The organism is Kitasatospora setae KM-6054, from assembly GCF_000269985.1.
GTDB lineage: Bacteria > Actinomycetota > Actinomycetes > Streptomycetales > Streptomycetaceae > Kitasatospora > Kitasatospora setae.
This window is the reverse complement of record NC_016109.1, coordinates 122,676-143,470: the sequence shown is the minus strand read 5'-3', so window position 1 is coordinate 143,470 and position 20,795 is coordinate 122,676. Positions and strand designations below refer to the sequence as shown.

The 20,795-nt window shown below is 74.3% G+C and carries 18 protein-coding genes and 1 pseudogene; 6 read left to right on the top strand and 13 right to left on the bottom strand.

Features of this window, described 5'->3' with window-relative positions; translation table 11 throughout:
- Window positions 1-46: 46 nt before the first annotated feature.
- From KSE_RS00585 to KSE_RS00545, 9 genes are all read right to left on the bottom strand, one after another.
- Entirely contained in the window at window positions 47-427 is a 381-nt protein-coding gene (locus KSE_RS00585; protein ID WP_014133295.1) for a GntR family transcriptional regulator, read from the bottom strand.
- A gap of 133 nt (window positions 428-560) precedes the next feature.
- A complete protein-coding gene (locus KSE_RS00580) occupies window positions 561-2,036 on the bottom strand; it encodes a DUF2079 domain-containing protein (protein ID WP_106437566.1) in 1,476 nt (491 codons plus the stop codon).
- Between the two features lie 139 nt (window positions 2,037-2,175).
- Entirely contained in the window at window positions 2,176-2,949 is a 774-nt protein-coding gene (locus tag KSE_RS00575; protein WP_014133293.1) for a class I SAM-dependent methyltransferase, read from the bottom strand.
- A 118-nt stretch (window positions 2,950-3,067) separates the two neighbouring features.
- The gene (locus KSE_RS00570) at window positions 3,068-3,832 is read right to left on the bottom strand and encodes a sporulation protein (protein ID WP_014133292.1); all 765 of its coding nucleotides are present in this window, start codon (window positions 3,830-3,832) and stop codon (window positions 3,068-3,070) included.
- Window positions 3,833-3,975: 143 nt separating this feature from the next.
- A complete protein-coding gene (locus tag KSE_RS00565; RefSeq protein WP_014133291.1) occupies window positions 3,976-5,532 on the bottom strand; it encodes a S8 family peptidase in 1,557 nt (518 codons plus the stop codon).
- 144 nt (window positions 5,533-5,676) lie between these two features.
- Entirely contained in the window at window positions 5,677-7,035 is a 1,359-nt protein-coding gene (locus tag KSE_RS00560) for a sensor histidine kinase (RefSeq protein ID WP_014133290.1), read from the bottom strand.
- Window positions 7,036-7,126: 91 nt separating this feature from the next.
- A complete protein-coding gene (gene cseB / locus KSE_RS00555) occupies window positions 7,127-7,876 on the bottom strand; it encodes a two-component system response regulator CseB (protein WP_014133289.1) in 750 nt (249 codons plus the stop codon).
- A gap of 163 nt (window positions 7,877-8,039) precedes the next feature.
- Entirely contained in the window at window positions 8,040-8,978 is a 939-nt protein-coding gene (locus tag KSE_RS00550) for an endonuclease/exonuclease/phosphatase family protein (protein WP_014133288.1), read from the bottom strand.
- 59 nt (window positions 8,979-9,037) lie between these two features.
- Window positions 9,038-9,988: a D-alanyl-D-alanine carboxypeptidase family protein gene (locus KSE_RS00545; protein WP_014133287.1), complete on the bottom strand. Its 951-nt coding sequence runs from the start codon at window positions 9,986-9,988 to the stop codon at window positions 9,038-9,040.
- A 354-nt stretch (window positions 9,989-10,342) separates the two neighbouring features.
- Between KSE_RS00545 and KSE_RS00540 the strand changes: the two genes are divergently transcribed.
- Entirely contained in the window at window positions 10,343-11,800 is a 1,458-nt protein-coding gene (locus KSE_RS00540; RefSeq protein WP_231873105.1) for a hypothetical protein, read from the top strand.
- An 81-nt stretch (window positions 11,801-11,881) separates the two neighbouring features.
- Entirely contained in the window at window positions 11,882-12,046 is a 165-nt protein-coding gene (locus KSE_RS42565; RefSeq protein ID WP_157850113.1) for a hypothetical protein, read from the top strand.
- 237 nt (window positions 12,047-12,283) lie between these two features.
- Here KSE_RS42565 and KSE_RS00535 read toward each other — a convergent pair whose 3' ends face one another.
- Window positions 12,284-12,745 (bottom strand): hypothetical protein, encoded by a 462-nt coding sequence (locus tag KSE_RS00535; protein ID WP_014133283.1) that lies wholly within the window; start codon window positions 12,743-12,745, stop codon window positions 12,284-12,286.
- Between the two features lie 339 nt (window positions 12,746-13,084).
- Here KSE_RS00535 and KSE_RS00530 point away from each other — a divergent pair, with 339 nt between their 5' ends.
- Window positions 13,085-13,384, top strand: coding sequence for a hypothetical protein (locus KSE_RS00530; RefSeq protein WP_148283039.1), 300 nt, complete (start codon window positions 13,085-13,087; stop codon window positions 13,382-13,384).
- A 395-nt stretch (window positions 13,385-13,779) separates the two neighbouring features.
- Here the strand turns inward: KSE_RS00530 and KSE_RS00525 are convergent, their stop codons facing one another.
- Together KSE_RS00525 and KSE_RS46290 are read right to left on the bottom strand one after the other, a co-directional pair.
- Window positions 13,780-14,166 (bottom strand): beta/gamma crystallin domain-containing protein, encoded by a 387-nt coding sequence (locus KSE_RS00525; protein ID WP_014133281.1) that lies wholly within the window; start codon window positions 14,164-14,166, stop codon window positions 13,780-13,782.
- Window positions 14,167-14,256: 90 nt separating this feature from the next.
- Window positions 14,257-15,615: pseudogene (locus KSE_RS46290) on the bottom strand (transposase); the annotation flags it as partial.
- A gap of 174 nt (window positions 15,616-15,789) precedes the next feature.
- Between KSE_RS46290 and KSE_RS37975 the strand changes: the two are divergent.
- Window positions 15,790-16,032, top strand: a complete 243-nt coding sequence (locus KSE_RS37975; RefSeq protein WP_014133279.1) for a hypothetical protein — start codon at window positions 15,790-15,792, stop codon at window positions 16,030-16,032.
- 372 nt (window positions 16,033-16,404) lie between these two features.
- Here KSE_RS37975 and KSE_RS00515 read toward each other — a convergent pair whose 3' ends face one another.
- Window positions 16,405-17,298: a ScbA/BarX family gamma-butyrolactone biosynthesis protein gene (locus tag KSE_RS00515; RefSeq protein WP_158413044.1), complete on the bottom strand. Its 894-nt coding sequence runs from the start codon at window positions 17,296-17,298 to the stop codon at window positions 16,405-16,407.
- Between the two features lie 239 nt (window positions 17,299-17,537).
- On the opposite strand from KSE_RS00515, the gene KSE_RS00510 reads away from it, so the two are divergent.
- On the top strand, window positions 17,538-18,179 hold the full coding sequence (locus KSE_RS00510) for a ScbR family autoregulator-binding transcription factor (protein WP_014133277.1): 642 nt from the start codon (window positions 17,538-17,540) through the stop codon (window positions 18,177-18,179).
- A gap of 323 nt (window positions 18,180-18,502) precedes the next feature.
- Window positions 18,503-20,215: an NAD-dependent epimerase/dehydratase family protein gene (locus KSE_RS46160; RefSeq protein ID WP_331457801.1), complete on the top strand. Its 1,713-nt coding sequence runs from the start codon at window positions 18,503-18,505 to the stop codon at window positions 20,213-20,215.
- The last annotated feature ends 580 nt before the right edge of the window (window positions 20,216-20,795 follow it).

Sequence of the window (20,795 nt, the reverse complement as noted above, 5' to 3'; positions counted from 1 at the left end):
CTGGTGCCGCCGGGCGGACACCTTCTCTCTCTCCGGCTCGGCGCGCTCATCCGGTGCGCTGCTCCAGGACGGACGCCATCAGGGCGGCGATGTCCTCGCGCTCCAACCCGGCCGCGCGGGCCCGGTCCACCCAGCCGACCAGCTCCCCGCGCAGCGGACCGTCGGCCGCCGCCTCCGGCCGCGCCAGCGACCGCCGGACGAACGTGCCCAGCCCCGGCCGGGGCTCGACCAGCCCCTCGCGCTCCAGCTCGCGGTACGCCTTGAGCACGGTGTTGGGGTTGATCGCGGTCAGCTCGACCACCTCGCGGGCGGTCGGCAGCTTGTCCCCGGGCTCCAGCAGGCCGAGCCGCAGCGCCTGCTTGGTCTGCTGCACGATCTGCTGGTACGTGGAGACACCGCTGCGCCGATCGATGCGGTACTCGATCACACCCGTTGCGGCCTTTCACTAGTTCAATGGTGGAATGGTGGCCCACGGCGGCCCACCGGTCAAGCCGCACCCCCCGGGTGCCGGGGCCTCGGGGGCGTCAGGGGCCTCAGGGGCCTCAGGGGCCTCAGGGGTGTCAGGGGCGTTCGAGCAGCAGCAGGCCGTCCCGGTCGAACCGGGTCAGGTAGCCCGCGTCCCGGTAGCGCGCCAGCATCCGGGCGGTGTCGGCGGTGGCGCACGGCGCCTTCACGCTCGGATCGCGCAGGTCCACCGCCACCCAGCGCGGACCCGCGCCCACCGGCTCCCGGCACACCAGCGTGACGTCCGCCCGCGCGGTGAGCTGGGCGGCCAGCCGGTTGGACGCGGCCACCGCGGCGCCGTCCGGCACCCGCGCCAGCATCGCCCGGGTCTCCACCACCCGCGCCGAGGTCCCCCACGCCTCCGGCATCACCACCTCGTGCAGCGGGTACAGCGGCAGCGTCACCACCGCCACCAGCACCGTCGCCGCCAGCCCGCGCCGCACCGCGCGCGACCCCGTCCCGGACCGCCGCACCGCGTCCACCAGGGCGGCGAACAGCAGCGGCATCAGCACCGCGCTGTAGTGGTAGCTCACGCCCCAGTAGTGCGGGTTGTCCGCCAGCAGCCGCCAGCCCAGGGTCGGCACGCAGAGCAGCGCCAGCGGCGAGCGCAGCGCCAGGAACCCGGTCGTCGCGGCCAGCAGGAACAGCAGCAGCCACTTCACCGGCGGCCACCCCAGCCGCAGCGGCAGCGCCCAGAGCGGGCCCGAGCCGCTCCCGTCCAACTGCTGCCAGTAGTCGAAACCGCCGTGCGGGTTGAAGGACGGCAGCACCACCAGCACGATCAGCGCGGCCGCGGCCACCCCGACCCCGGCCAGCACCAGACCGGGCACCGGCGTGCGCCGCTCCCGCCGGGCCCGCCAGGCGATCAGCAGGCCGAAGGCGGCCACCGTCAGCCCCAGGTCCTCCTTGACCAGCAGCAGCGGCAGCGCCCACAGCGCGGCGGCCAGCGGCCGGCGGCGGCCCAGCGCGGTCGCTGCGAAGGCCAGCAGCGGAACGGCGAACGCGATCTCGTGGAAGTCGTCCGCCACTGCCCGGACGATCCCCCAGGACGCCCCCGTCGCACCCCCCACCAACACCGCCAGCCGCGCCCCGCCCACCTCGTGCGCCCAGCGCGCCAGCGGCACCACCGCCAGCGCCATCAGCAGCGCCTGCGCCGTGACCAGCGTCAGCGGCCCAGGGAAGACCCGGTAGAACGGCGCCAACACGGCCAGCAGCGGGTGGAAGTGATCCCCCAGCAGGTGGTAGCCGGGCCCCTTCAACGGCACGATCGGCGCCCGCCCGTGCGCGTACGCCCGGACCGCCTGCTCGAAGATCCCCAGGTCGTACGCCTTGCCGAGGCCGCGCCGGTTCCGGTTGACCGCCACGCACAGGTAGAGCGCGGCGAACCCGGCCGCCAGCCCCCACGCGATCACGCCCGGCCCGCGCAGCAACGCGGCGACCCGGGCCCGGGTCGTGGCCGGGGTCGGGCCGTGCGGTCGGTCGGCGGGCGGGGGCGCGGGGGCAGGCGTCGGTCGCTGGACGGTCACAGACATCGGCAAAGTACCCTTTCACTATTCGAGTAGTGAAAGGGTGGTGGAAGGCCGCACGGCCGTCAACCCCGGTCCGGCACCGCCGACCGGGCCTCTGACCTGCCCTTTTCTCCCCGCCGCACCCGGGTTCCCGCCGACCGTCCTACGCCGGGGCGGAAACCCGGCGGGCCAGGTGCCCGATCAGCCCGGCGTCGATCCCGACCCGGGCCGGCAGCACCCGCAGGACCGCCCCGAGCGCGGCCCGCCGCCGCTCCGGCGCCAGCTCCAGGTACGCCGAGACGGTGGACAGGTAGCCCACGTAGTCCGCCGCGTCCAGCGTCAGCCGCCGCCCGAGCACCACCTGCCGAACGTCCTCGAACAGCGGGGAGCGCAGCAGTTCCGTCCCCGGCCACTGCATCTCCGCCGCCGGCGCGGTCCCGTCGGGGGAGGGCACCTCGTCGCTCGCCAGGAACGCCGCCCGCGCCACCCGCACCCGCTCCTCCAGCCCCGGATCGGCCAACCGCACCGGCCCGCCGAACGAGGCGAACACCCCGCCCGGCTCCAGCAGCGCCGCCACCCGCGCCCACCGCCCCTCCGGGCGCGTCCAGTGCAGTGCCGCCGCCGCGTAGCACAGCCCGTACGTCGGGCCGGGCCGCAGCTCCTCGAACGCCGCCCGGACCGTCCGCACGCTCCCCGGTGCGGTCACCGCCCCCGGCACGTTCCGCGCCAGCTCGGCCAGCATCGCCGGGTCGGGATCCGTCGCCGTCACCGCCACCCCGCGACCGGCGAACAGCCTGGTCGCCTTGCCCGTCCCCGCCCCGATCTCCAGCGCCGTCCGCAGCGGCCGGCCCGCGTACGCCGCCACCAGCTCGAACAACTCGTCCGGATACCCCGGCCGGAACCGCTCGTAGGCCGCCGCCACCGCACCGAAACCCAACGCGCGCTCCGACAACCCCGCCACCCCGTCCGCACCGCCCGGCGGCGCACGCCGCGCCGCCCCACCCTAGCGGCCCCGGCCCTCTCCCGACCGGAGCCGCCGGGGTGGCGGCGCGTGCTCAGTGGCCCAGTACGCCGCGCACCCAGCCGTCCACCGTCCCGGACAGGTCGTGCTGCCCGGCGCCGTGGTCGAGCACGAAGGTGCGCACCGAGTCGCCGCTGTGGAACATGCCGCGCTTGTCGAACTCCAGCACCACCTCGACCCGGTACGGGTCGGTGACGAAGGACAGTTCGACCTCGTTGCAGCGGTGCGCGAACTGCGGCGCCGCCTTGTACTCGATCTCCTGGTAGAACGGCAGCGTCTGGCCGGTGCCCCGGATGTGACCCGCCTCCAGGTCGGCCCGGTGGAAGTGGAACCCGAGCGCCGACAGCGCCTCCAGCACCCGCTGCTGCACCGGCAGCGGCTGCACCGCCAGCGGATCGGTGTCCCCGCGGTCCAGCTGCCCCGCGATGTCCACGTCCGTCCGGACCCCGAGCGCCATGCCCGACAGGTGGTGGCCGTCGACCACGGTCAGCGGCGCCTCCCACGGCACCGGCAGCGCGAACGGCACGGCCCGCCGCTCCCCGGCCGCCAGCCGCAGCGGGCCGCTGACCCGCAGCGGCGCGAACTCCTGGGTGCGGTGCGCCTCGCCGTCCTCGTACTCGACCTCGACCCGGGCGACCAGGCAGAGGGTGATGCCGTTGATCTCGGCGTCACGGTCGCCGCCGACCAGGTTCACCTGGCCGTGCACGGTACCGCCGGGGTAGACGGTCGGCGTGGACAGCACCGTGTCGACGGTCGGTCCGCCGACGCCCAGCGCGCCGAGAAGCCGCTTGAACACCATCCGGGAAACTCCTCACAGGGTCGGGTAGCACGAGCCCGACGATCGTACTTTGCCAGTGCTTTGCCCTCCTCCGGCAGGCCCCTCCGGCAGGCCCTGGGCCACCGCCCCGCCCGGCATCCGCCCGGCCCGGTCCCGACGCCCCGTCAGAACTGCAGCGCCCAGCGGTCCAGGTACCCGTCGAAGTACTCCGACCCGCCGGTCACCCGCAACTGCCAGACCCCGTTCGCGGCCCCGGTCGAGGCGTCCACGCCGTAGAGCTTGTGCACGTCGTTGAACGGCCCGCTGAAGTTCTCCTCCTTCAGCCGGAAGACCTTCCCGGCGGGCGAGACCAGGTCGATGACCAGGTCGTACGGCCAGTCGTGGACGATGTCGACGGCGACGTCCAGATTGGCCGGCCCGGAGCCGGGCACCCCGGTGACGGTGATGCTCGACACCAGCGGCGCCACCCCGATCGGGGTGTCCGCGTCGTTGGTGAACCGGCGGCCCGGCGCCCGGTTCGGGATGCTCCCGGTGTACAGCAGCCGGTCCGCGGTGCCGGGCTCCAGCGCGCCGATCGAGCCGGTGGTGGACGCCGAGGTCAGCGCGGTCGACACCTGGGCGGGTGTCGCGGTGCGGTGGTCCGCCAGGTAGAGCGCGGCCGCGCCCGCGACGTGCGGCGAGGCCATCGAGGTCCCCGACATGACGTCGTAGTCGTCGTCGTAGGCGATCCCCGCCGAGGTGATCTCCTCGCCCGGCGCGTGCAGGTCCACCAGCGGACCGTAGTTGGAGTACCAGGTCACGTCGTCCTCGACGTCGGTGGCCCCCACCGTGATGGCGGTCGGCACCCGGGCGGGCGAGTGCTGCGAGGCGTCGACGCCCTGGTTGCCCGCCGCGACCGTGTACGTCAGACCGGAGGCGATCGAGTTGCGCACGGCGGCGTCCAGCACCTCGTCCGGATCCCCGCCCAGGCTCATGTTGACCACCGCCGGCTTCACCGCGTGCGCGGTCACCCAGTCGACGCCCGCGACGACCTGCTCGATCGTGCCGCTCCCGTCGTCGTCCAGCACCCGGACCGCCACCAGCGAAGCCCGTTTGGCCACCCCGTACGTCGCGCCCACCGCCGTGGCCGCCACGTGCGTGCCGTGCCCGTTGCCGTCGTCGGCCACCGCGTCCCCGTCGACGGCGTCGAAACCGTAGGACGCCCGGCCGCCGAAGTCCTCGTGGCTGATCCGGACCCCGGTGTCGACCACGTACACCGTCACCCCCTGCCCGCCGCCCGCCGGATAGTCGAAGCGGTCGGTCAACGGCGGACGCCGCTGGTCGACCCGGTCCAACCCCCAGGAGGGCGGCCCCGCCTGACTCCCGTCGACCGACACCCGCCGGTTCTGCGCCACCAGCGCGACCGCCGGATCGGCCGCCAGCCGCCGCGCCTGACGCTCCGGCAGCCGCACCGAGAACCCGCGCAGCGCCGACTCGAAACTCCGCCCCAGCACACCCCCGTAACGGGCTGCCAGTGAAGCGCCCACCGCCGCCACCGCCGCCCCCTGCTGCGGGGCCAGCACCACCAGGTAGCTCCCCGCCACCGCCCCCGGCGCCCCGGCGCCCCGCACCACCCCCTCCGGCACCGCCGCCACCGCCGGCACCGCACCCCCCGCCCCGACCAGCAGGGCGAGCGCCCCCGCCGCCACCCCCCGGAAAACCTGCCGCCGCCGTACTCCCATGGCCATTCCCTTCCCCCCGGGGAGCGCGCTGCGCCGCGCTGCCCTGTTCCTTCAACTCCCCTTTTCCATAAGAAGGTTGACGCTAAATCAAGGAACCGGCAAGAGTCGGGAACGCGCCACCCCGGGCTCCTGCCCGGGGTGGTTTCAGCCCTCTTCCGGCCGGTCTTCCGGTCTGTGCTCCGGCCCGTTCTGCGGCCCGTCCCCCGGCCCGTCCTCCGGTTCGTCCTCCGGTTCGTCCCCGGTCGTCTCCGGCAGGAGCAGCGTCGCCACCGCCCCGCCCTCCGCCGCGTTCGCCAGCACCAGCCGCGCGCCGATCACCCGGGCCTGGCCGATGGCGATGGTCAGGCCCAGGCCGTGTCCGTGGCCGCGTTCGGCCGTGCCGGTGCGGAAGCGCTGCGGGCCGTGCGCCAGCAGGAGCGTGGGGTAGCCGGGCCCGTCGTCGCGCACCACCACCCGCGTGCCCTCGACGTCCACCCGTACCGGCGCGGTGCCGTGGCGGTGCGCGTTGGCGACCAGGTTGGCCACGATGCGGTCCAGCCGCCGCGGATCGGTGCGCACGACCGGCTCGCCGAGTACCTCCACCCGGGCCCGCAGGCCCGTCCGCCGCACCGAGTCCGCCACCACCTCGCCGAGCGGCACCGGGTACGCCTCGGCCTCCTCCACGCCCGCGTCCAGCCGGGAGATCTCCAGCAGGTCCTCGACCAGCCGGTGCAGCACCCGCACCCTGCCGCGGACCAGTTCGGTCGCCTCGCCCTCGGGCAGCAGCGACGCCGCGGTGACCAGGCCGGCCAGCGGGGTGCGCAACTCGTGGGCGACGTCCGCGGTGAAGCGCTGTTCGGCGCGCAGCCGCTCCGCCAGGGCGTCCGCCATGTGGTCGACGGCCGCGGACAGCTCCCCGATCTCGTCGCGTCCCGGGCGTCCGCCGCTGCGCGCGCCCAGGTCGCCGCGCCGCACCCGCCCCGCGGTGCCCGCCGCGCGGCGCAGCCGGCGCAGGGCCGGCTCGGCGGCCAGCAGGGTCGCGGGGACGACCACGGCGAGGGTGGCCAGCGCGGCGTAGCGCATGTGGCGGTCCAGGGCCTTGCGGCTGAGGTCGTCCAGGGTGAGCTCGGTGGACACCGCGACGGGCTGCCCGTCGACCACGCTCGCCGCCCACATCCGCGGGCGCACCGGTGTCCGTTCGTCGTACCAGGTCACCGGATCCGGGCCGGCGCCCAGCCGGGCGGTCAGGGCGTCGGGCACCTCCCCGCCGACGTAGTACCCCCTGTCCCCGGGGCCGCTGCCGTCCCCCCTACTGCCCTCCGCGCCGTTCCCCGTGCCGTTCCCGGCGGCCCGTTGGAAGCGTTCCACCGCCGTCTGGAGCTCGCGCACCGCGCCGCTCCGGGCCAGCGCCATCGACCGCTCCTCGGTCGTCCGGTGCACCAGCACGCCCATGCCCAGCGCCATCGCCACCGTGGCCAGCGTGACCAGGGCCGCGACCCGCCAGCGCAGCGAACGCGGATCCACCAGCCGGGCCGCCGCCCGCGCCGCGCGCCGCCACCCGTCCGTCCCGCCGCCCGTCCCGCCGCCCGTTCCGCCGGGTGTTCCGCCGGGCGCCTCAGCGCCGGAAGCGGTAGCCGTGTCCGCGCACGGTCTCGACATGGTCCGCTCCGATCTTCTTCCGCAGTCGCTGCACGGTCAGGTCCACCACCCGCGAGTCGCCTTCCCAGCCGTAGTCCCACACCTCCCGCAGCAGGCGCTGCCGCGACAGCGCCACCCCCGGCTGCGCCGTGAACTCCAGCAGCAGCCGCAGTTCGGTGGGGGTCAGCGCGACCGGCTCGCCCTGCCGCCGCACCTGTAGGGCCAGGGTGTCCACCTCCAGGTCGCGGAACACCCACACCGCCTCCCGCGCCGGGCCCTCCTCGCGGTCGCGGTCGCGGTCCGCGGCGGGTGCCGCGCGGCGCAGCAGCGAGCGGATCCGGGCCACCAGCACGGTGGTGTCCACCGGTTTGACCACGTAGTCGTCCGCGCCGGCCTCCAGGCCCGACACCACGTCCAGGGAGTGCCCGCGCGCGGACATCATCAGGATCGGGGCCTGGCTGCTCTCCCGGATCCGCCGGCACAGCCCGATGCCGTCCAGGTGGGGCAGCATCACGTCCAGGATCAGCAGGTCGTGGCCGCCCTCGCGGAAGGCTTCCAGGCCCGACAGCCCGTCGGGCGCGGTGGCCACCCGGTAGCCGTAGCGCTCCAGCGCCAGGGCGATGGAGCGGCGGATCGTCTCGTCGTCCTCCACCAGCAGGACGCGCACCGCGTCTCCGCCGGCCGGCCGGCCCGCGCGCGGGGTGGGGACGGGTTCGTACTGGGGCATGCCGCCAACCGGAAGTCGTCGTGGACAAGGTGCAGGTGTGCAGGTGTGCAGGTGGACGGGGAGGATCCGCGCCACGGGCGGGCACCGGAACCGCAAGCGGGGCCAACGGTAGTGCCACGGCCGCGCCGGCCCCGGAGGCACCCGCCCGGCCGGCCCGCGCCGCTCACCAGCGTACCGACGCCTCCACCGGCAGGTGGTCGCTGCCGGTGCGCGGCAGCGTGCGCGCCCACACCGGGGTCACGCCCCGCACCAGGATCTGGTCGATCCGCACCAGCGGGAACGCGGCCGGCCAGCTCAGGCCGAAGCCGTCACCCGCCGCGTCCTGGGCGGAACGCAGCCCCTCCAGGGCTCCGGCCAGCGTCCGGTCCCGCGTGCTGCCGTTGAAGTCGCCGACGACCACGACCCGCTCCGACGGCTCGGCCCGGACCGCCGCCGCCAGCCGCCGCGCCGCCTCGTCGCGCTGCCCGGTGCCGAACCCCGAGAGGGCGCTCACCCGGACCGAGGCGAGGTGCGCGGCGTAGAGGGCCAGCGGTCCCCGGGGGGTGTCGACCGTGGCCCGCATCGCCCGCACCCACGGCATGATCTCCACCGGCAGCACGTCGCGCAGCGGGTAGCGGCTCCACATCCCGACCCCGCCCAGCACCCGGTGGTACGGGAACACGCCGTCCAGCACCTCCCCGTACGACTGCGCGCCCCGGGCCGGGAGCTCCTGCAGGGCGACCACGTCCGCGCCCGAGGCCGCCAGCGCCCGGGCGGTGCCCCGCGGGTCCCGGTTGGCCTCGTCCACGTTGTGGCTGACCACCCGCAGGTCCCCGCCCGAGCCGGACCGGTCCGGCAGCGTCCCGCCGAACACCGCCGCCCACACCGCGGCCGGCAGCAGCACCGCCACCGCCGCCGCCCGGGAGCGGCGCACCGCGGCGAGCACCAGCCCGACCGGCACCGCCAGCCCCAGCCAGGGCAGGAACGTCTCCAGCAGACTGCCCAGCCGGCCCGGCGTGTTGGGCACCAGCGCGTGCCCCGCCATCAGCAGCGCACTGCCCACGGCCCCCGCCGCCACCACCCGCCCCCGCCGCCCCCCGGCCCGCCACATCCGCGCCCACATCCGCGCCCGTGCCCACGCCCATGCCCACGCCCGTGCCCACACCCCGGCACCCCGCCCGCTCACGGCCGGCCACCCCGCCCGCCGGCCGCGGCGGCACCCTCGCCGTTGCCGTCCCCGGCGGCGAGCACACCGGGCAGTTGCTCGCGCACCGCCTCGATCAGCCGGCCGCTGCGCTCCAGCGCCGCCGCCAGGCCCTGCTGCGGCGTGGTGTTCGCCCGCTGGGCCAGCACCACCCCCAGCACCAGCCGCACCCCGCCGCCGGCCCGCACCTCGGCGGCCCACATCAGGTTGCCGCCCGCGGCGGTCGTCGAACCGGTCTTCAAGCCGATGACCCCGTCCCGTCCCAGCAGCGTGTTGGTGTTGACCACCGTCCCCGGCACGCCCGCCACCGTCGTCTCGCGCATCCCCACCACCTCCCGCAGCACCGGCAGCCCCATCGCCGCCCGGGCCAGCCGGATCTGGTCCTCCGCCGTGCTGCGGGTGCTCTCCTCCAGGCCGCTGGCGCCCGTGTACGTGGTGCGCGTCATCCCCAGCTCCAGCGCGGCGCGGTTCATCTTCACCACGAACGCCTCCTGCGAGCCGCTGTCCCACCGCGCCAGCAGCCGGGCCACGTTGTTGCCCGACGGCAGCAGCATCAGCTCCAGCAGCTGCCGTTCGGTGAGGTCCTGCCCCTCGCGCAGCTGCGCGGTCGACTCGCCCGGGGCGAACGACTCCCGGGCCGCCGCCGCGTCCACCCCGATCCGCGGCCCCTGCCCGCCGTCCTCCAGCGGATGCCCCCGCAGGATCACGTACGCCGTCATCACCTTCGTGACACTGGCGATCGGCACCGGCGTGCTCCCGCCCCGGCCGCCCAGCGACCCGAACCCCTCCACCACGACGCTCGACTGCCCCTCGCCCGGCCACGGCAGGTCGATCCCGCCCACCCCCGCCCCCGCCCCCGCGTCCGCGCCCGGGGCGGCGCACCCGCCACCCCCGACCAGCACCGCCACCACCCCCACCGCGGCGGCCACCCGTCCCCGTCCCCGCCGCCGTACCACCCTGTCGAGAACCCTCACCGCTCCACCCCTCCACACCGATCGGCCGCGCGGAGACCCGCGCACAGCCCACAGCCTGGAAGAGCCCCGCATCACCCCCGTGGGAGTCGCGCATCCGCGGCCGCTCAGGTTCGTATCGATCCCGTATCCGCCCCGGTCGTCGCGCCGGACGATCCGGGCCGCCGCCTTCCCCCTGCCCCCGCTCCCGCCCCCGCCCCGTCCCCGCTCCCTGCGCCTCCCCGTCCCCCCGACCGGGCCGGAGGGCGTCGTTCTCGGCGTCCTCGCCGTTCGCGTTCGAGGGTCCGACCCTCCGGGCGGTTTCGGCGTCCCGTGGGTGTCGGAGCCGGCTGGGAGGCTGCGGCCGTGATCGACAGAACAGCCGTCAGTCCTTCGGGCGCTCTCGCAGCGCCCGTGCCGCCTCCCGCCTCGGCCGAGCTCACCGGCACCGCGTGGGGCGAGTTGCCGCACTCGTGTACCGGCCTGCACAACGTGCCCGACACGCCGGACATCCTCATGGGACTGCTCGACGGCGACCACACCCGGCGGGCGCGGGCGGTCTGGGACTTGTACCGGCTGCTCCTCAGCCAGGAGCGGGTGTTCCCGGCGACGGCCCCGGCGGCGCTGGTCGTCTCGGCTCTCCTCGACGATCCGCGCACGCTGGCCGGCGGGCAGTGGGAGCGCAGGGCCGGTACGCGACCGCTGCGCGCGGAGTTGCTGAACTGGTTGGCCTCGTTCGCCGATGTCGCTCGTCTGGACCCGCAGGACGGTGCCGGCGCACCGCGGGATCTCGCCGCCGCTCGCGCTGCGCGGCCGACGCTCCACGCCCGCGTCGCGGTCTTCTGCGGGGACGACGACCCGCAGGTGAGGGAGGCCGCCGTCGCGGCCACCGCCCTTCTGCTGGCGGATCCCGCCCTCGCCGCGTCGATCCCCCGCCACGCGCCCGTCGTCCGCGACGTGCTGGCCCGGAGCGCGGACTCGTACTACCGGTGGATCGCGCGGGAGCGGTTGGCGACCTGGGGCGAGGACATCGCGGACCTCATCACCGCGGAGGAGGAACACCGCACGGCTGCGGACCGGGCGCACAAGCTGGCGAACAACCCGTTCGACGAGGGCCAGGGGCAGGCGGTCCGATGGCTGGCCGAGCAGCCGGAGGACACCGCCGCCCTGGAACCCCCGGGCCGATGGCACCCGGACCGGGCCGCACCGGAGCAAACGGTCCCGCACGAGCCGGCACCCGAGGCGCCAACAGCCGTCCGGGGGAGCACGCCGGAGCATCGGGGGCCGTGGCGGATCGCCCGAAGCGAGGAGCGCGACGAGTGGACGTTCACACCGCACATCGGGGTGGGGCCGCTGCACTTCGGAATGCCCCTGGAGGAGATCACCGCCGCCCTCGGCGAAGAGGGGACCGTCTCGGGCTACTACGCTCCCGGCACCTGCGAGCGCAGGCTCAGCCACGTCGATTTCCGCACCGCTGGAGTCAGGGCGCTCTTCCGGGTGAACCGCCTGGAGTGCGTGGCCGTGGACGCCCTCACCGGTCCCCAGGTACGGCTCGACGGTGTTCCGCTGACCGGCTGCGTACCGTCCCGGTTGGAGGACTGGCTCGTTCACCGGCCGCTGCGCGGCCCTCTGATGTACAGCGTCGCCGCCGAACCGGTCTTCCCCGACCTCGGCCTCGCGATCCGCTCCCAAAGCGCGGGCGACATCAACCTGACCCGACCGCTCTTCCTGCTGCACAACTGGCTCGACCTCTGGCACTCACTGCCGAGCGAGGAGCGGAACCACCGGTAGGGGGTGTCCGGGCGGGTTCTCGCGCTACGGGGGGACGCCCCGGTGGGGGAGCGGCGTTCCCGGCGCTCTTCGGAGGGCGTCATGGCTGGCGAACGCTCCGAAGACCTGCCCGGCCCGAGTCGGCCGGTCGGCCGGGCGGCGGCGGAGCGGATCGAGTCGGCCCTGTTGAGCGCGCTGCGGCACTCGCCGTTCCTGGAGCCGGGCACCGGCCTGCCCGCGCCCGTCCCGGCTGCCGCGGGCAGCTGACACGCCTGCGGCCCGCGGCAGCCGGCGGGCACGCCGCAGACCCGTTCGCTGCGGTTGCGCCGGAGCCCGCCGGGCGCGGGCCGGGAGCGGCGGCGGTGATGGAACTCGACCGCCGCGGCGCCGAGTTGCCGTTCCGCGTTTCGACCGAGGGATCGAGACCGGCACCGACTCCTGCCGCCCGGCCGGCACCCGGGCCCGCGCCGGTCAGCAGTAGGTGGTCCTCTGAGGTGCGGAGGTTCAGATGTGGGCTCGGATCTGCCTCACCGGATGGCCCAGTCGATCCGCCAGGGCCGTCAGTTCGTCCTCGCGGAACCAGGAGCGCTCGGGGTTCCAGATCGCGATCTCGAAACGGGCGAAACCGCAGGGCCAGTCGTAATCCAGCACGTCCAGAGTGGTGGATCCTCCGCAGCACGGGACCTCGACCGCGAGCGTGGTGAACCCGTCGTCGCAGTGAGCCTCCAGGAGATCGCTCCACCACTCTGTGTCGATGGCCGCCTGGCACAAGGGGCAGCCGATTCTCTCCAGGTTCTCCCCGCAGTCGACGACGGTCACCGTGTCGTGCCACCTCACGTCGACCTCCATGTCGTCGGCACGACCGGGAACCAGGTCCTCGACGAGCGCGACGACGCGATCGACCGCCTCGCGATTCGGTTGCCACCGCGGATCGCTCGGAATGATCGACAGGACGTCATCGCTCATGGCTTCCCCATCTCATCAGGCCACCGACCACGGCAAGGCGCGACGCGATGTTACCGATCGGACGTTCTCGCGCCACACCGTCCCGGACCTGAAGCGCCCGGCACGGGCCGGTGCGTGTCTCCAGACCTCGGCAACACCCCGGAGCCGGCCCGGTACCAGGCGATGCCGAAACCCACCGGCATCCGTTCTCGGTTCACGCCCACGCGGCCGCCTGAGGGGTGGTTGTCGTGGTCGGGGGTGTCGGGCGGTAGGGTTCGGCAGGGGGAGGTCGGTCGATGACGCAGTGGCAGGTGCCGGTGGACCGGGACCGTGGGTGGTGGGTGGTGGGTGCCGGGGCTGGTGGGTACGGTCCTGTTGCCGGTGTGGTTTCTCGGGTTTCTGGTCTTGAACGCGCTCGCGACGTTCGTGAAATTCGGTGACGCCGGTTGCGATGACGGATCGAGTGGGTGCATGGGCGCGGGTCCCGGGGCCAGGGCCGCGGTGGTCGTCTTGTTGGGTGTGGTGGTGTTGGCGGTCGTCGTCACTTGGTTGCTGCCGTGCGTGCGGCGTCTGCGTGTGGCCCGCTGGGTCCTGGTGGCCGTGAGTGTGCTGCTCGGTGTGGTGGTGCTGGCCGTCGGTGTGAGTAGGCCCTCGCACTGAGCGGCGACCGGTACCGGTGTGGGCGGTGCCGGGAAGAGCGCTCCGGCGCGGGGGCGTGTGTGGCGGGGCGGCTGGTGATCGCGCTCATGCCGGTGCGGTGGGATATCGGGTGGTGGCTTCCATGCTCCGTACGCCCGGCGGCGGGTGGAGTGCCGGGTGCCGACAGCGCGGTGGGCCTCCTCCTGGCGGCCTGCCCGTGGTGCCGGTGCCTTCCGATACGTGTTGCGTCGCGACCGCCACCGCTGCCACCGCTGGTTGTTGCTGCTCGCGGGTGTTGTCGTCCGGCCCTCCCCGGGGTCTTGGGCCTGGCCGGTCTTCGCTGTCTGGGTGGTGTCGGGCGTCGGGACGCGGTCGCGTCCCGACGCCCGTCGGTCGGCCGGGGTGTGAGCGGCGGGTCAGAGGATCTGGATGGACTTCACCCGTGGGGGGTGGTTGGGGAAGGTGATGTCGTGCCAGCGCTCGATCTTCACCGAGTCGCCGTTGACGTCGTAGTAGATGAGGTCGTTGTTGCCGGTGGAGATCCGGTCGATCCACCAGCCGCCGAAGTCGGTGCGGCCGGCGTTGGCGTAGCAGTCGACGCTCTGCCGGCCGTCGAGGTGGGACCAGATCTTGAGGTAGTCCTCGCCGCCCTTGCACTCGATGTGGTCGATGGCGTAGGCGTTGCCGCTGGGTACGGCGACGGTGAGGGCGGTGGCCGCGGCGAACGCCAGGGCTGCCGAGAACGTGGTCCGCTTGGTCCTTGGGAACACGGGGATCTCCTTCGGTGCGAAGCCCGCTGACATGCCGTCAGCGGGCGGGGGAGCCCCCAACGTAGCGAGGTGCCACGCGGTGTCGGACGCACCGCTCCGGATACGGACCGGTGTTGTGAAACTTCACTCGTTCGTGCTCGTATGAAAAATGGGATGGGCTTCCAGGGCTGCCGGGAGCGGCCGTGCTCCGCCCGTTCTCGGCTCCCGTACGGGTGGAGTCGTGCGGCACGGCCTCGCCGCTGCCGCGCGGACGCTGCGTGACCCCCGGCGGGTGTGGGTGGGGGTGGGTTTGTTCGGTTCGGCTGGGTTCTCCTGGGGGTGGTGGAGGTCGGTGATGAGTGGGTGGGCGGGGCGGGGCGGGGCTGGGTGTGGGTGGCGGTCATGATCCGGGTCCGGTGGTCGGTTGCCGCGGAGTCGTGCGGGCGGGGTCGGGTTCGGTCCGGTGTCTGTTCGAGCGGGCGGAAGGTGTGTTCCGGGTCGAACCTGCGCAGGAACGACTGTCGGTGGCGGTGGATGTCGGCAGTGGTCGATGTCGGCTGGGTCGGTGTCGGTGGGCGACCGGTAGGGCCGGGTCGGCCGGTTCACCTCGCCGCTGGGTAGCTTCTCGATGGCGGGCTGGATCACCGTGCTTTGGAGGAGCGGGAGTTCGCTGTCGTGGTCCGGTCGGGCCGCGCGGCGGGTCGGGCGGGGGTGGTGCCGGTCTCGGGTTCGTACGGTGGTGGTGGCGTGGTGGCGGGTCTCGGTGGTGGTGGCCTCCTGCTTGTCGCCCCGGGTGGCGGGGTCGCCGAAGGCGGACTCGCCGCCGTGTTTGGGTGGTCGGCCGCCGGCCGGGTGAGCGGCGTGCCACTTGGCCCGGGTCGGTGCCGGGCGGTGCGTCACCCGGTTCGGGCGGAGTCGGCCGGGGGCCTGGGTTGGCTGGTCGCCGGGCGGGTGGTTGCCGGGCGGGTGGGCGATGCGCGGGGTGTCGTAGTCGGTGTCCATTACCGCCGGGGCCTCCGGATCGCCCGTTGTCCGCTGCCCGGCTGTGATCGACGGGGCTGCCATGTCGCGGAGTGGGGCGGCGGTGGTGGCCGCGGCGTCGGGGTCGGGGTTCGGTCGTACCGTGTCCGGGGCCGTCGTCCACGATGTCCGCCCGGTCTCCAGTGCGACGACGAACGGGTACGGCCGGTCGGGGATCGCTTGGTGCTTGGCGTCGCCGTGGCGGTAGGTGTGGCGGGAGGAGTGGTCCGGGCAGGTCCCGGCGTCCGGGCGCGGCCATGGCGAGACGTCCACCGCGAGCACCGGGCGGCCGTCGGCGGCGCGGGGCAGTGGCAGGCCGGCCGGCTCGGTCCGTGGCGGGTCGGTGTTGGGGCGGCCGCGGTTCGGCGTGCCGTGCGGGGCGTGGTGCCCGCGCTGGTGCTGGGGCGCCAGCGCGAGGCCCGCCGGGGTCTTCATCGGCCCGTCGGTGCACGGCGCCGCGTCCGTCGGCTCGAGCAGCGCGTCGCGCCGCCCGGTCGGGCAGTCGTGGAAGACTCCCGGAAGCGTGGCAGTTCCGCGGACGGCTCGCCCCGCACATCCTGCTGCACTGCGCTCATCGCTGCGGCCTTCGCGTCAAGTCCTTTATCTCTTGGTCGAGTTCAGGATCATGCGAAGGCCGCACCGCCGTTTCGGGAACGCTTGAGCGACCTCTGCCTGGGGCTGAAGGACGGCAGCGGCGCCGCCGTCTGCCCCACCGACCACGCCGTCGCCTGGAGCGAGGTCACCGCGACGGTGCCCCAGGCCCGCGGTGGAGCGGAGATCGCGGTGAAGCTGATCCCCGGTGCGACGTACTCCGTCTGCTTCCCGGACTTCCCCACCGGGAGTCCGACCCCGAAGTTCAACGCCCCGGGCACCGGCCGGCAGGTCACCTTCGTCCATTGACCGGCGCCCACCCCCGCACGTGCCCGCCGGTGTCCGGCGCGCGGTGGTCCTGCCGGTGTTCGGTCGCCGGTGGTGGTGGTGGTGGTGGTGGTGGCGGCGGTAGCGGTGGTGGGGTGGGGTGGGGGTTTTGCTGGTCTGTTTGTGTGTGGTGGTTTTTTGGTGGGTTCGGTGGGTGTGGGGGTGTTCGTGGGGTTTGGTTCGGGGGTGGGGTGGGGTGTTGGGTTGTTTGGTGGTGGGTTGGGGGGGTGTGTGTGGCGGCCGTTCTTTTGTGTTTTGTTGCTGGGTGTTTGGGGGTGTGGGGAACGGCCGCCTTGGTTGTTTGGGGGTGGTTTTCGGGGGTGGGTGGGTGGGGTGGTTTTCGGGGGTTGGTTGTCAGGTGGGGAGGGGGGTGGTGTGGGTGTGGGCGGTGAAGGCGGTGGTGTCGGCCTGGGTGGCGGTGATGTGGTGGGTGGGGTTGTGGTGGTTGGTGGGGTTGTGGTGGGTGGTGTGGGCGTGGATGTAGCAGGGGGTGTCGAGTTCGACGTAGCGGTTGAAGGTGATGTCGAGGTGGGTGATGATGTGGGGTTTTCGGGGGGTGGTGAGGGTGTTGGTGGCTTGGCGGGTGGCTTCGAGGAGGAGCATGCCGGGGACGTGGTCGACGGGGTGGTCGAAGAGGACGGGGTGGTGGGTGTCGACGCGTAGTTGCCAGTGGTGGGGGTGGGGGGTGGGGGAGAGGACGATGTCGTGGTGGTGGGTGCGTCCGGCGGTGGTGGGGGTGAGGGGGTGGGGGGGTGGGGGGGCGGTGTGGAACGGGTGGGCGGTGGTGGCGCGGCCGGCGCGTAGGCGTTGGTAGACGGTGGGGGTGTGGCAGTGGAAGTGGGTGGTGGCGGTGGCGAGGGGTTGGCCGTCGCGTCGGGCGGTGTAGTGCATGGTCATGGAGGCGGGCAGGCCGCGGTGGTACCTGATGTTGGTGGCGGTGACGTGGAGTTCGATCTCGGCGGGTGTGGGTTCGATCCTCATGGCGCGGGGGTCGAGCCGTATCTGGAAGTGCGACCAGCTGAGTTGGTGGCCGAAGGGGAGGTGGTAGGCGGCGTGGGTGAGGAGGGGGAAGGTCTGGCGGATGGTTTCGGACAGCAGGAGGGGGTCGTGGGTGTGGTGGTCGGTGGTGTAGAAGCTGTGGCTGCGGGGCCATTGGGCGGTGACGGTGAAGGTGTCGGGAGCGGTTTGGTGCCAGCCGGTGAGGAAGACTTCGGACAGTGACGCGCGGTGGACGTACTCTTTGGCCACTGTGGTGGTGAGTGCGGGCCGTGGGCCGGTGTGAGGTTGCGTGGTGACGAGCATGCCGTTCCCCTTTTTTGGCGTGCGAGGTGGGGCCGGTGGCCTGTGGGCCGCCCGGTCGGACGTGCTGTGCTCGGGGTGTGTCACTCCCGTGGCGTACATGGTGCAACACCCTGACCCTAGACCGAGGTTCGTCTGTAAAATAGAGGGCGTTCGTTTTGTTTGCCGAGTGGAAGCGGGGCCTGGCTGTGGCTGAACCGAAGCAGGAGCGTGCCGTGCGGACGCGTGAGGTGATCCTTTACGCGGCGGCCGAGGTCTTCGACGAGTGCGGTTACAGCGGTGCCAGCATCAGTAAGATCATGCAGCGGTCGGGGGCGACGCAGGGCGGGATGTACTTTCATTTCAAGTCGAAGGAGGGGTTGGCGCACGCGGTCATGGCGAGTCAGCAGGAGTTCATCCGGCTGCCGCCGGGGCGGGACGGTCTGCAGCGGCTGATCGACATCACGTTCCATATCGCGGGGGAGCTGCAGCGCAATGTGCTGTTCCGCGCGAGTGTGCGTCTGGCGGTGGAGCAGGGGGAGCTGGGGCTCGAGGACGACACGGCGTACCAGGAGTGGGTCCAGCGGTTCCACGCGCAGCTTGTCGCGGCGCGGGAGTGCGGTGAGCTGCTGGAGGGCGTCGACGAGTGGGAGTTCGCGACGGTGCTGGTGGGGGCTTACACGGGGACGCAGATCTTCTCCAACGTGGCGACCGGGCGGGCGGACCTGCCCGAGCGGATCGCTTCGCTGTGGCGGTATCTGCTTCCGGCGGTCGCCACCCCCCAGGCGGCGGTGCTGTTGCGGGTGGAGCCGTCGGTCGGGCCGCCGTCTGGTCGGGTCTCGGCGGGGTGAGCGGGGGCCGGGTGGAGCCGTCGGTCGGGCCGCCGTCTGGTCGGGTCTCGGCGGGGTGAGCGGGGTGAGCGGGGTCGGGTGGCCGGTGGTCGGGGGCGCTGTCCGTTTCGGCTCGGGGTGGTGCGCCGTCTGGTCGGGTCTCGGCGGGGTGAGCGGGGTCGGGTGGCCGGTGGCCGGGGGCGCTGTCCGTTTCGGTTCGGGGTGGTGCGCCGGCGGGGCCGGCCGGCGGGGTCGCCGTTGGTCCCGTCTCCGTCTCCGTCTGCGGGGGGTGCTGTCCGGTTCTCGCGGCTCTGGTCGTCGGGGCCGGGTCCTGGCTGCGGGGGGTGGTGCGCTGTTGGTCCGGGGCCGGCGCTGTTCGGTCCGGGTGCTGTCCGCTGTCCGCTGTGCGGGTCGTGGCTGGTCCCGGGGTGCTGTCGGCCGGTGGGGTCGGTGTTCGGGCGTTGCCTGGTTCCGTGGTCGGGGGTGGCGGGGGCCGTCGTCCGGTGTCCGGTGTCGGGTGGCGGCGGTGTTGCGGGTGGTGCCCGCCGGCCGGGCTCGGCGGGTGGTTGCGGGGTGTCTGTCCGGTGGTGGCGGGTGGGCCGGGCGGGTCCGCGGGGTGCCTTTGTGTCCTTGCGCCGTGCGTCCGTCGCGGCTTCCCGCGGCGGGGGTGGCGGGGTGGTTCGGTGGCCGGCCCCGGCCCCGGCCCCGGCCCCGGGCTCGGCCCCGCACCCGCACCCGGCCCCGGGTGCGGCCCCGCACCCGCACCCGGCCCCGGGTGCGGCCCCGCACCCGCACCCGGCCCCGGGTGCGGCCCCGGGTGTGGGTTCGGGTGGTGGGGTGGTGCGGATTGCCGGGTGGGCTCTGGTGGTGGGTGGTCGCGGCCGGTTGAATGGAGGGTGTTCGTTTTGTTCGGGGGGAGGTCGGCGCGAGTGTGGTGGGGGAGCGCGGGTGGGGGTGGTGTGGCGTGGTCTGCCGGGGGTGCCGTGTCGCCGGGGCCGGGGCCGGGGCCGGGGCCGGGGCCGGGGCCGGGGCCGGGGCCGGGGTTGGGGCCGGGTGGGTGGCGTTCGTTGCGTGGTCGGCGGGTGGGGGGTCGCAGGATCGTGCTGAGCGGGGCGACGGGGTTCGTCGGTTCGGTGGTCCTGGAGGGGTTGGTGCGCGGGTGGGCGGGTGCCGCGGGTGGTGGGGGGGTGGAGTTGCGGGTGGTGTCGCGTCGGCCTCCGGTGGGGGGTGGCGGGGTGGTGGAGTGGGTGTGGGGGGATCTGGCGGAGCCGGCGTCGTTGCGCGGGGTGTGTGAGGGGGCGGATGTGCTGGTGCATCTCGCCAGTTACATCGGTGCGGACGAGGGGATGTGCGAGGCGGTCAATGTCGCGGGGAGCGCGGCGTTGGTGGGGGAGGCCGTTCGGGCGGGGGTGGGGCGGATCGTGGGTCTCTCGACGGCGGCGGTGTACGGGGTGGGGCCGCACAGCGGGATCGGTGTGGACGAGGTCGAGCCGGTGCCCGTTTCGGTGGTGAGCCGTACGCGGTTGGCGGGGGAGGGGCCGGTCCTGGCGGCGGGAGGGATCGTGTTGCGGCCGGGCCTGGTGCTGGGGGAGGGGGACCGGTGGGTCGTTCCCGCGCTGGCGGAGCTGGTCGAGCGGGTGCCGGCCCGGTGGGAGGGCGGCCGCGGGTTGTTGTCGGCGGTGGCGGTCGGTGATCTGGGCCGGCTGATCGTCCGTCTGGCGTGCGCGTCCCGGGCGGTGGGCGGTGGTCTGTACCACGCGAGCCATCCCGTGCCGGTCAGGGTGGGGGACCTGCTGGCGGTGCTCGCCGCCCACGGGGTGCTGCCGTCGGTCGCGCAGCGGGAGGAGCTGTCCTGGGAGGCCTGCCTGGAGCGGCTGCGGGCGCGGCCGGGACGGGTGAGCGCCCGGCAGCTGGAGCTGCTCACCCGCGACCACTGGTACCGCAGCGAGCGGGTGTGGCGGGCGGCGGGCTGCCCGGCCGGCCCCGGTGTGCTGGCCCGGACGGCACAGGCGGCACGCTGGTACCGCTCGCACCTCGACCCGCGCCCGACCGCCTGACCGCCTGACCGCCTGACCGCCCCCGCCCCCGCCCCCGCGGCCCCGGCCTCGCACCGTCCTGCCGTGGCCGTGGCCGTGGCCGTGCCCGTGCGGGCCGGACGCCGCCCCGGCGGCCGCCACCGCCGCCCCGCCGTCAAGGTGTCTCGACGGGGGCGGTGCGGATGTCCGCCGTCCCCGGTGCGGTGGGCCCGGTGGGTGCGGTGGGTGCGGGTGTTTTCGGTGCGGTGGGTGCGGGATGCCGGGGTCCGTGCGGGGGTGGGGGGTTGGTTCGCGGGGGGTGTGCGGGGCCCGCTGTTTCGGTGCGGGACGCCCGGACGCCCGCCGCCCGGACGCCCGGACGCCCGGGCACCCGCCGTCCGGACGCGGCGGCTCGGGGGAAGGGGTGGCGGGGCGGAGGGTGTCGGCCGTCCCCGGTGCGGTGGGTGCGGGTGTTTTCGGTGCGGTGGGTGCGGGATGCCGGGGTCCGTGCGGGGGTGGGGGGTTGGTTCGCGGGGGGTGTGCGGGGCCCGCTGTTTCGGTGCGGGACGCCCGGACGCCCGCCGCCCGCCGCCCGGACGCCCGGGCACCCGCCGTCCGGACG

Coding starts and splice junctions, on each gene's coding strand:
- KSE_RS00580 (WP_106437566.1), bottom strand. CDS start 2,036: ATGTCTGTGACCGTCCAGCGACCGACGCCTGCCCCCGCGCCCCCGCCC.
- KSE_RS00570 (WP_014133292.1), bottom strand. CDS start 3,832: ATGGTGTTCAAGCGGCTTCTCGGCGCGCTGGGCGTCGGCGGACCGACC.
- KSE_RS00565 (WP_014133291.1), bottom strand. CDS start 5,532: ATGGGAGTACGGCGGCGGCAGGTTTTCCGGGGGGTGGCGGCGGGGGCG.
- cseB (WP_014133289.1), bottom strand. CDS start 7,876: ATGCCCCAGTACGAACCCGTCCCCACCCCGCGCGCGGGCCGGCCGGCC.
- KSE_RS00550 (WP_014133288.1), bottom strand. CDS start 8,978: ATGTGGGCGCGGATGTGGCGGGCCGGGGGGCGGCGGGGGCGGGTGGTG.
- KSE_RS42565 (WP_157850113.1), top strand. CDS start 11,882: ATGGCTGGCGAACGCTCCGAAGACCTGCCCGGCCCGAGTCGGCCGGTC.
- KSE_RS00535 (WP_014133283.1), bottom strand. CDS start 12,745: ATGAGCGATGACGTCCTGTCGATCATTCCGAGCGATCCGCGGTGGCAA.
- KSE_RS00525 (WP_014133281.1), bottom strand. CDS start 14,166: ATGTCAGCGGGCTTCGCACCGAAGGAGATCCCCGTGTTCCCAAGGACC.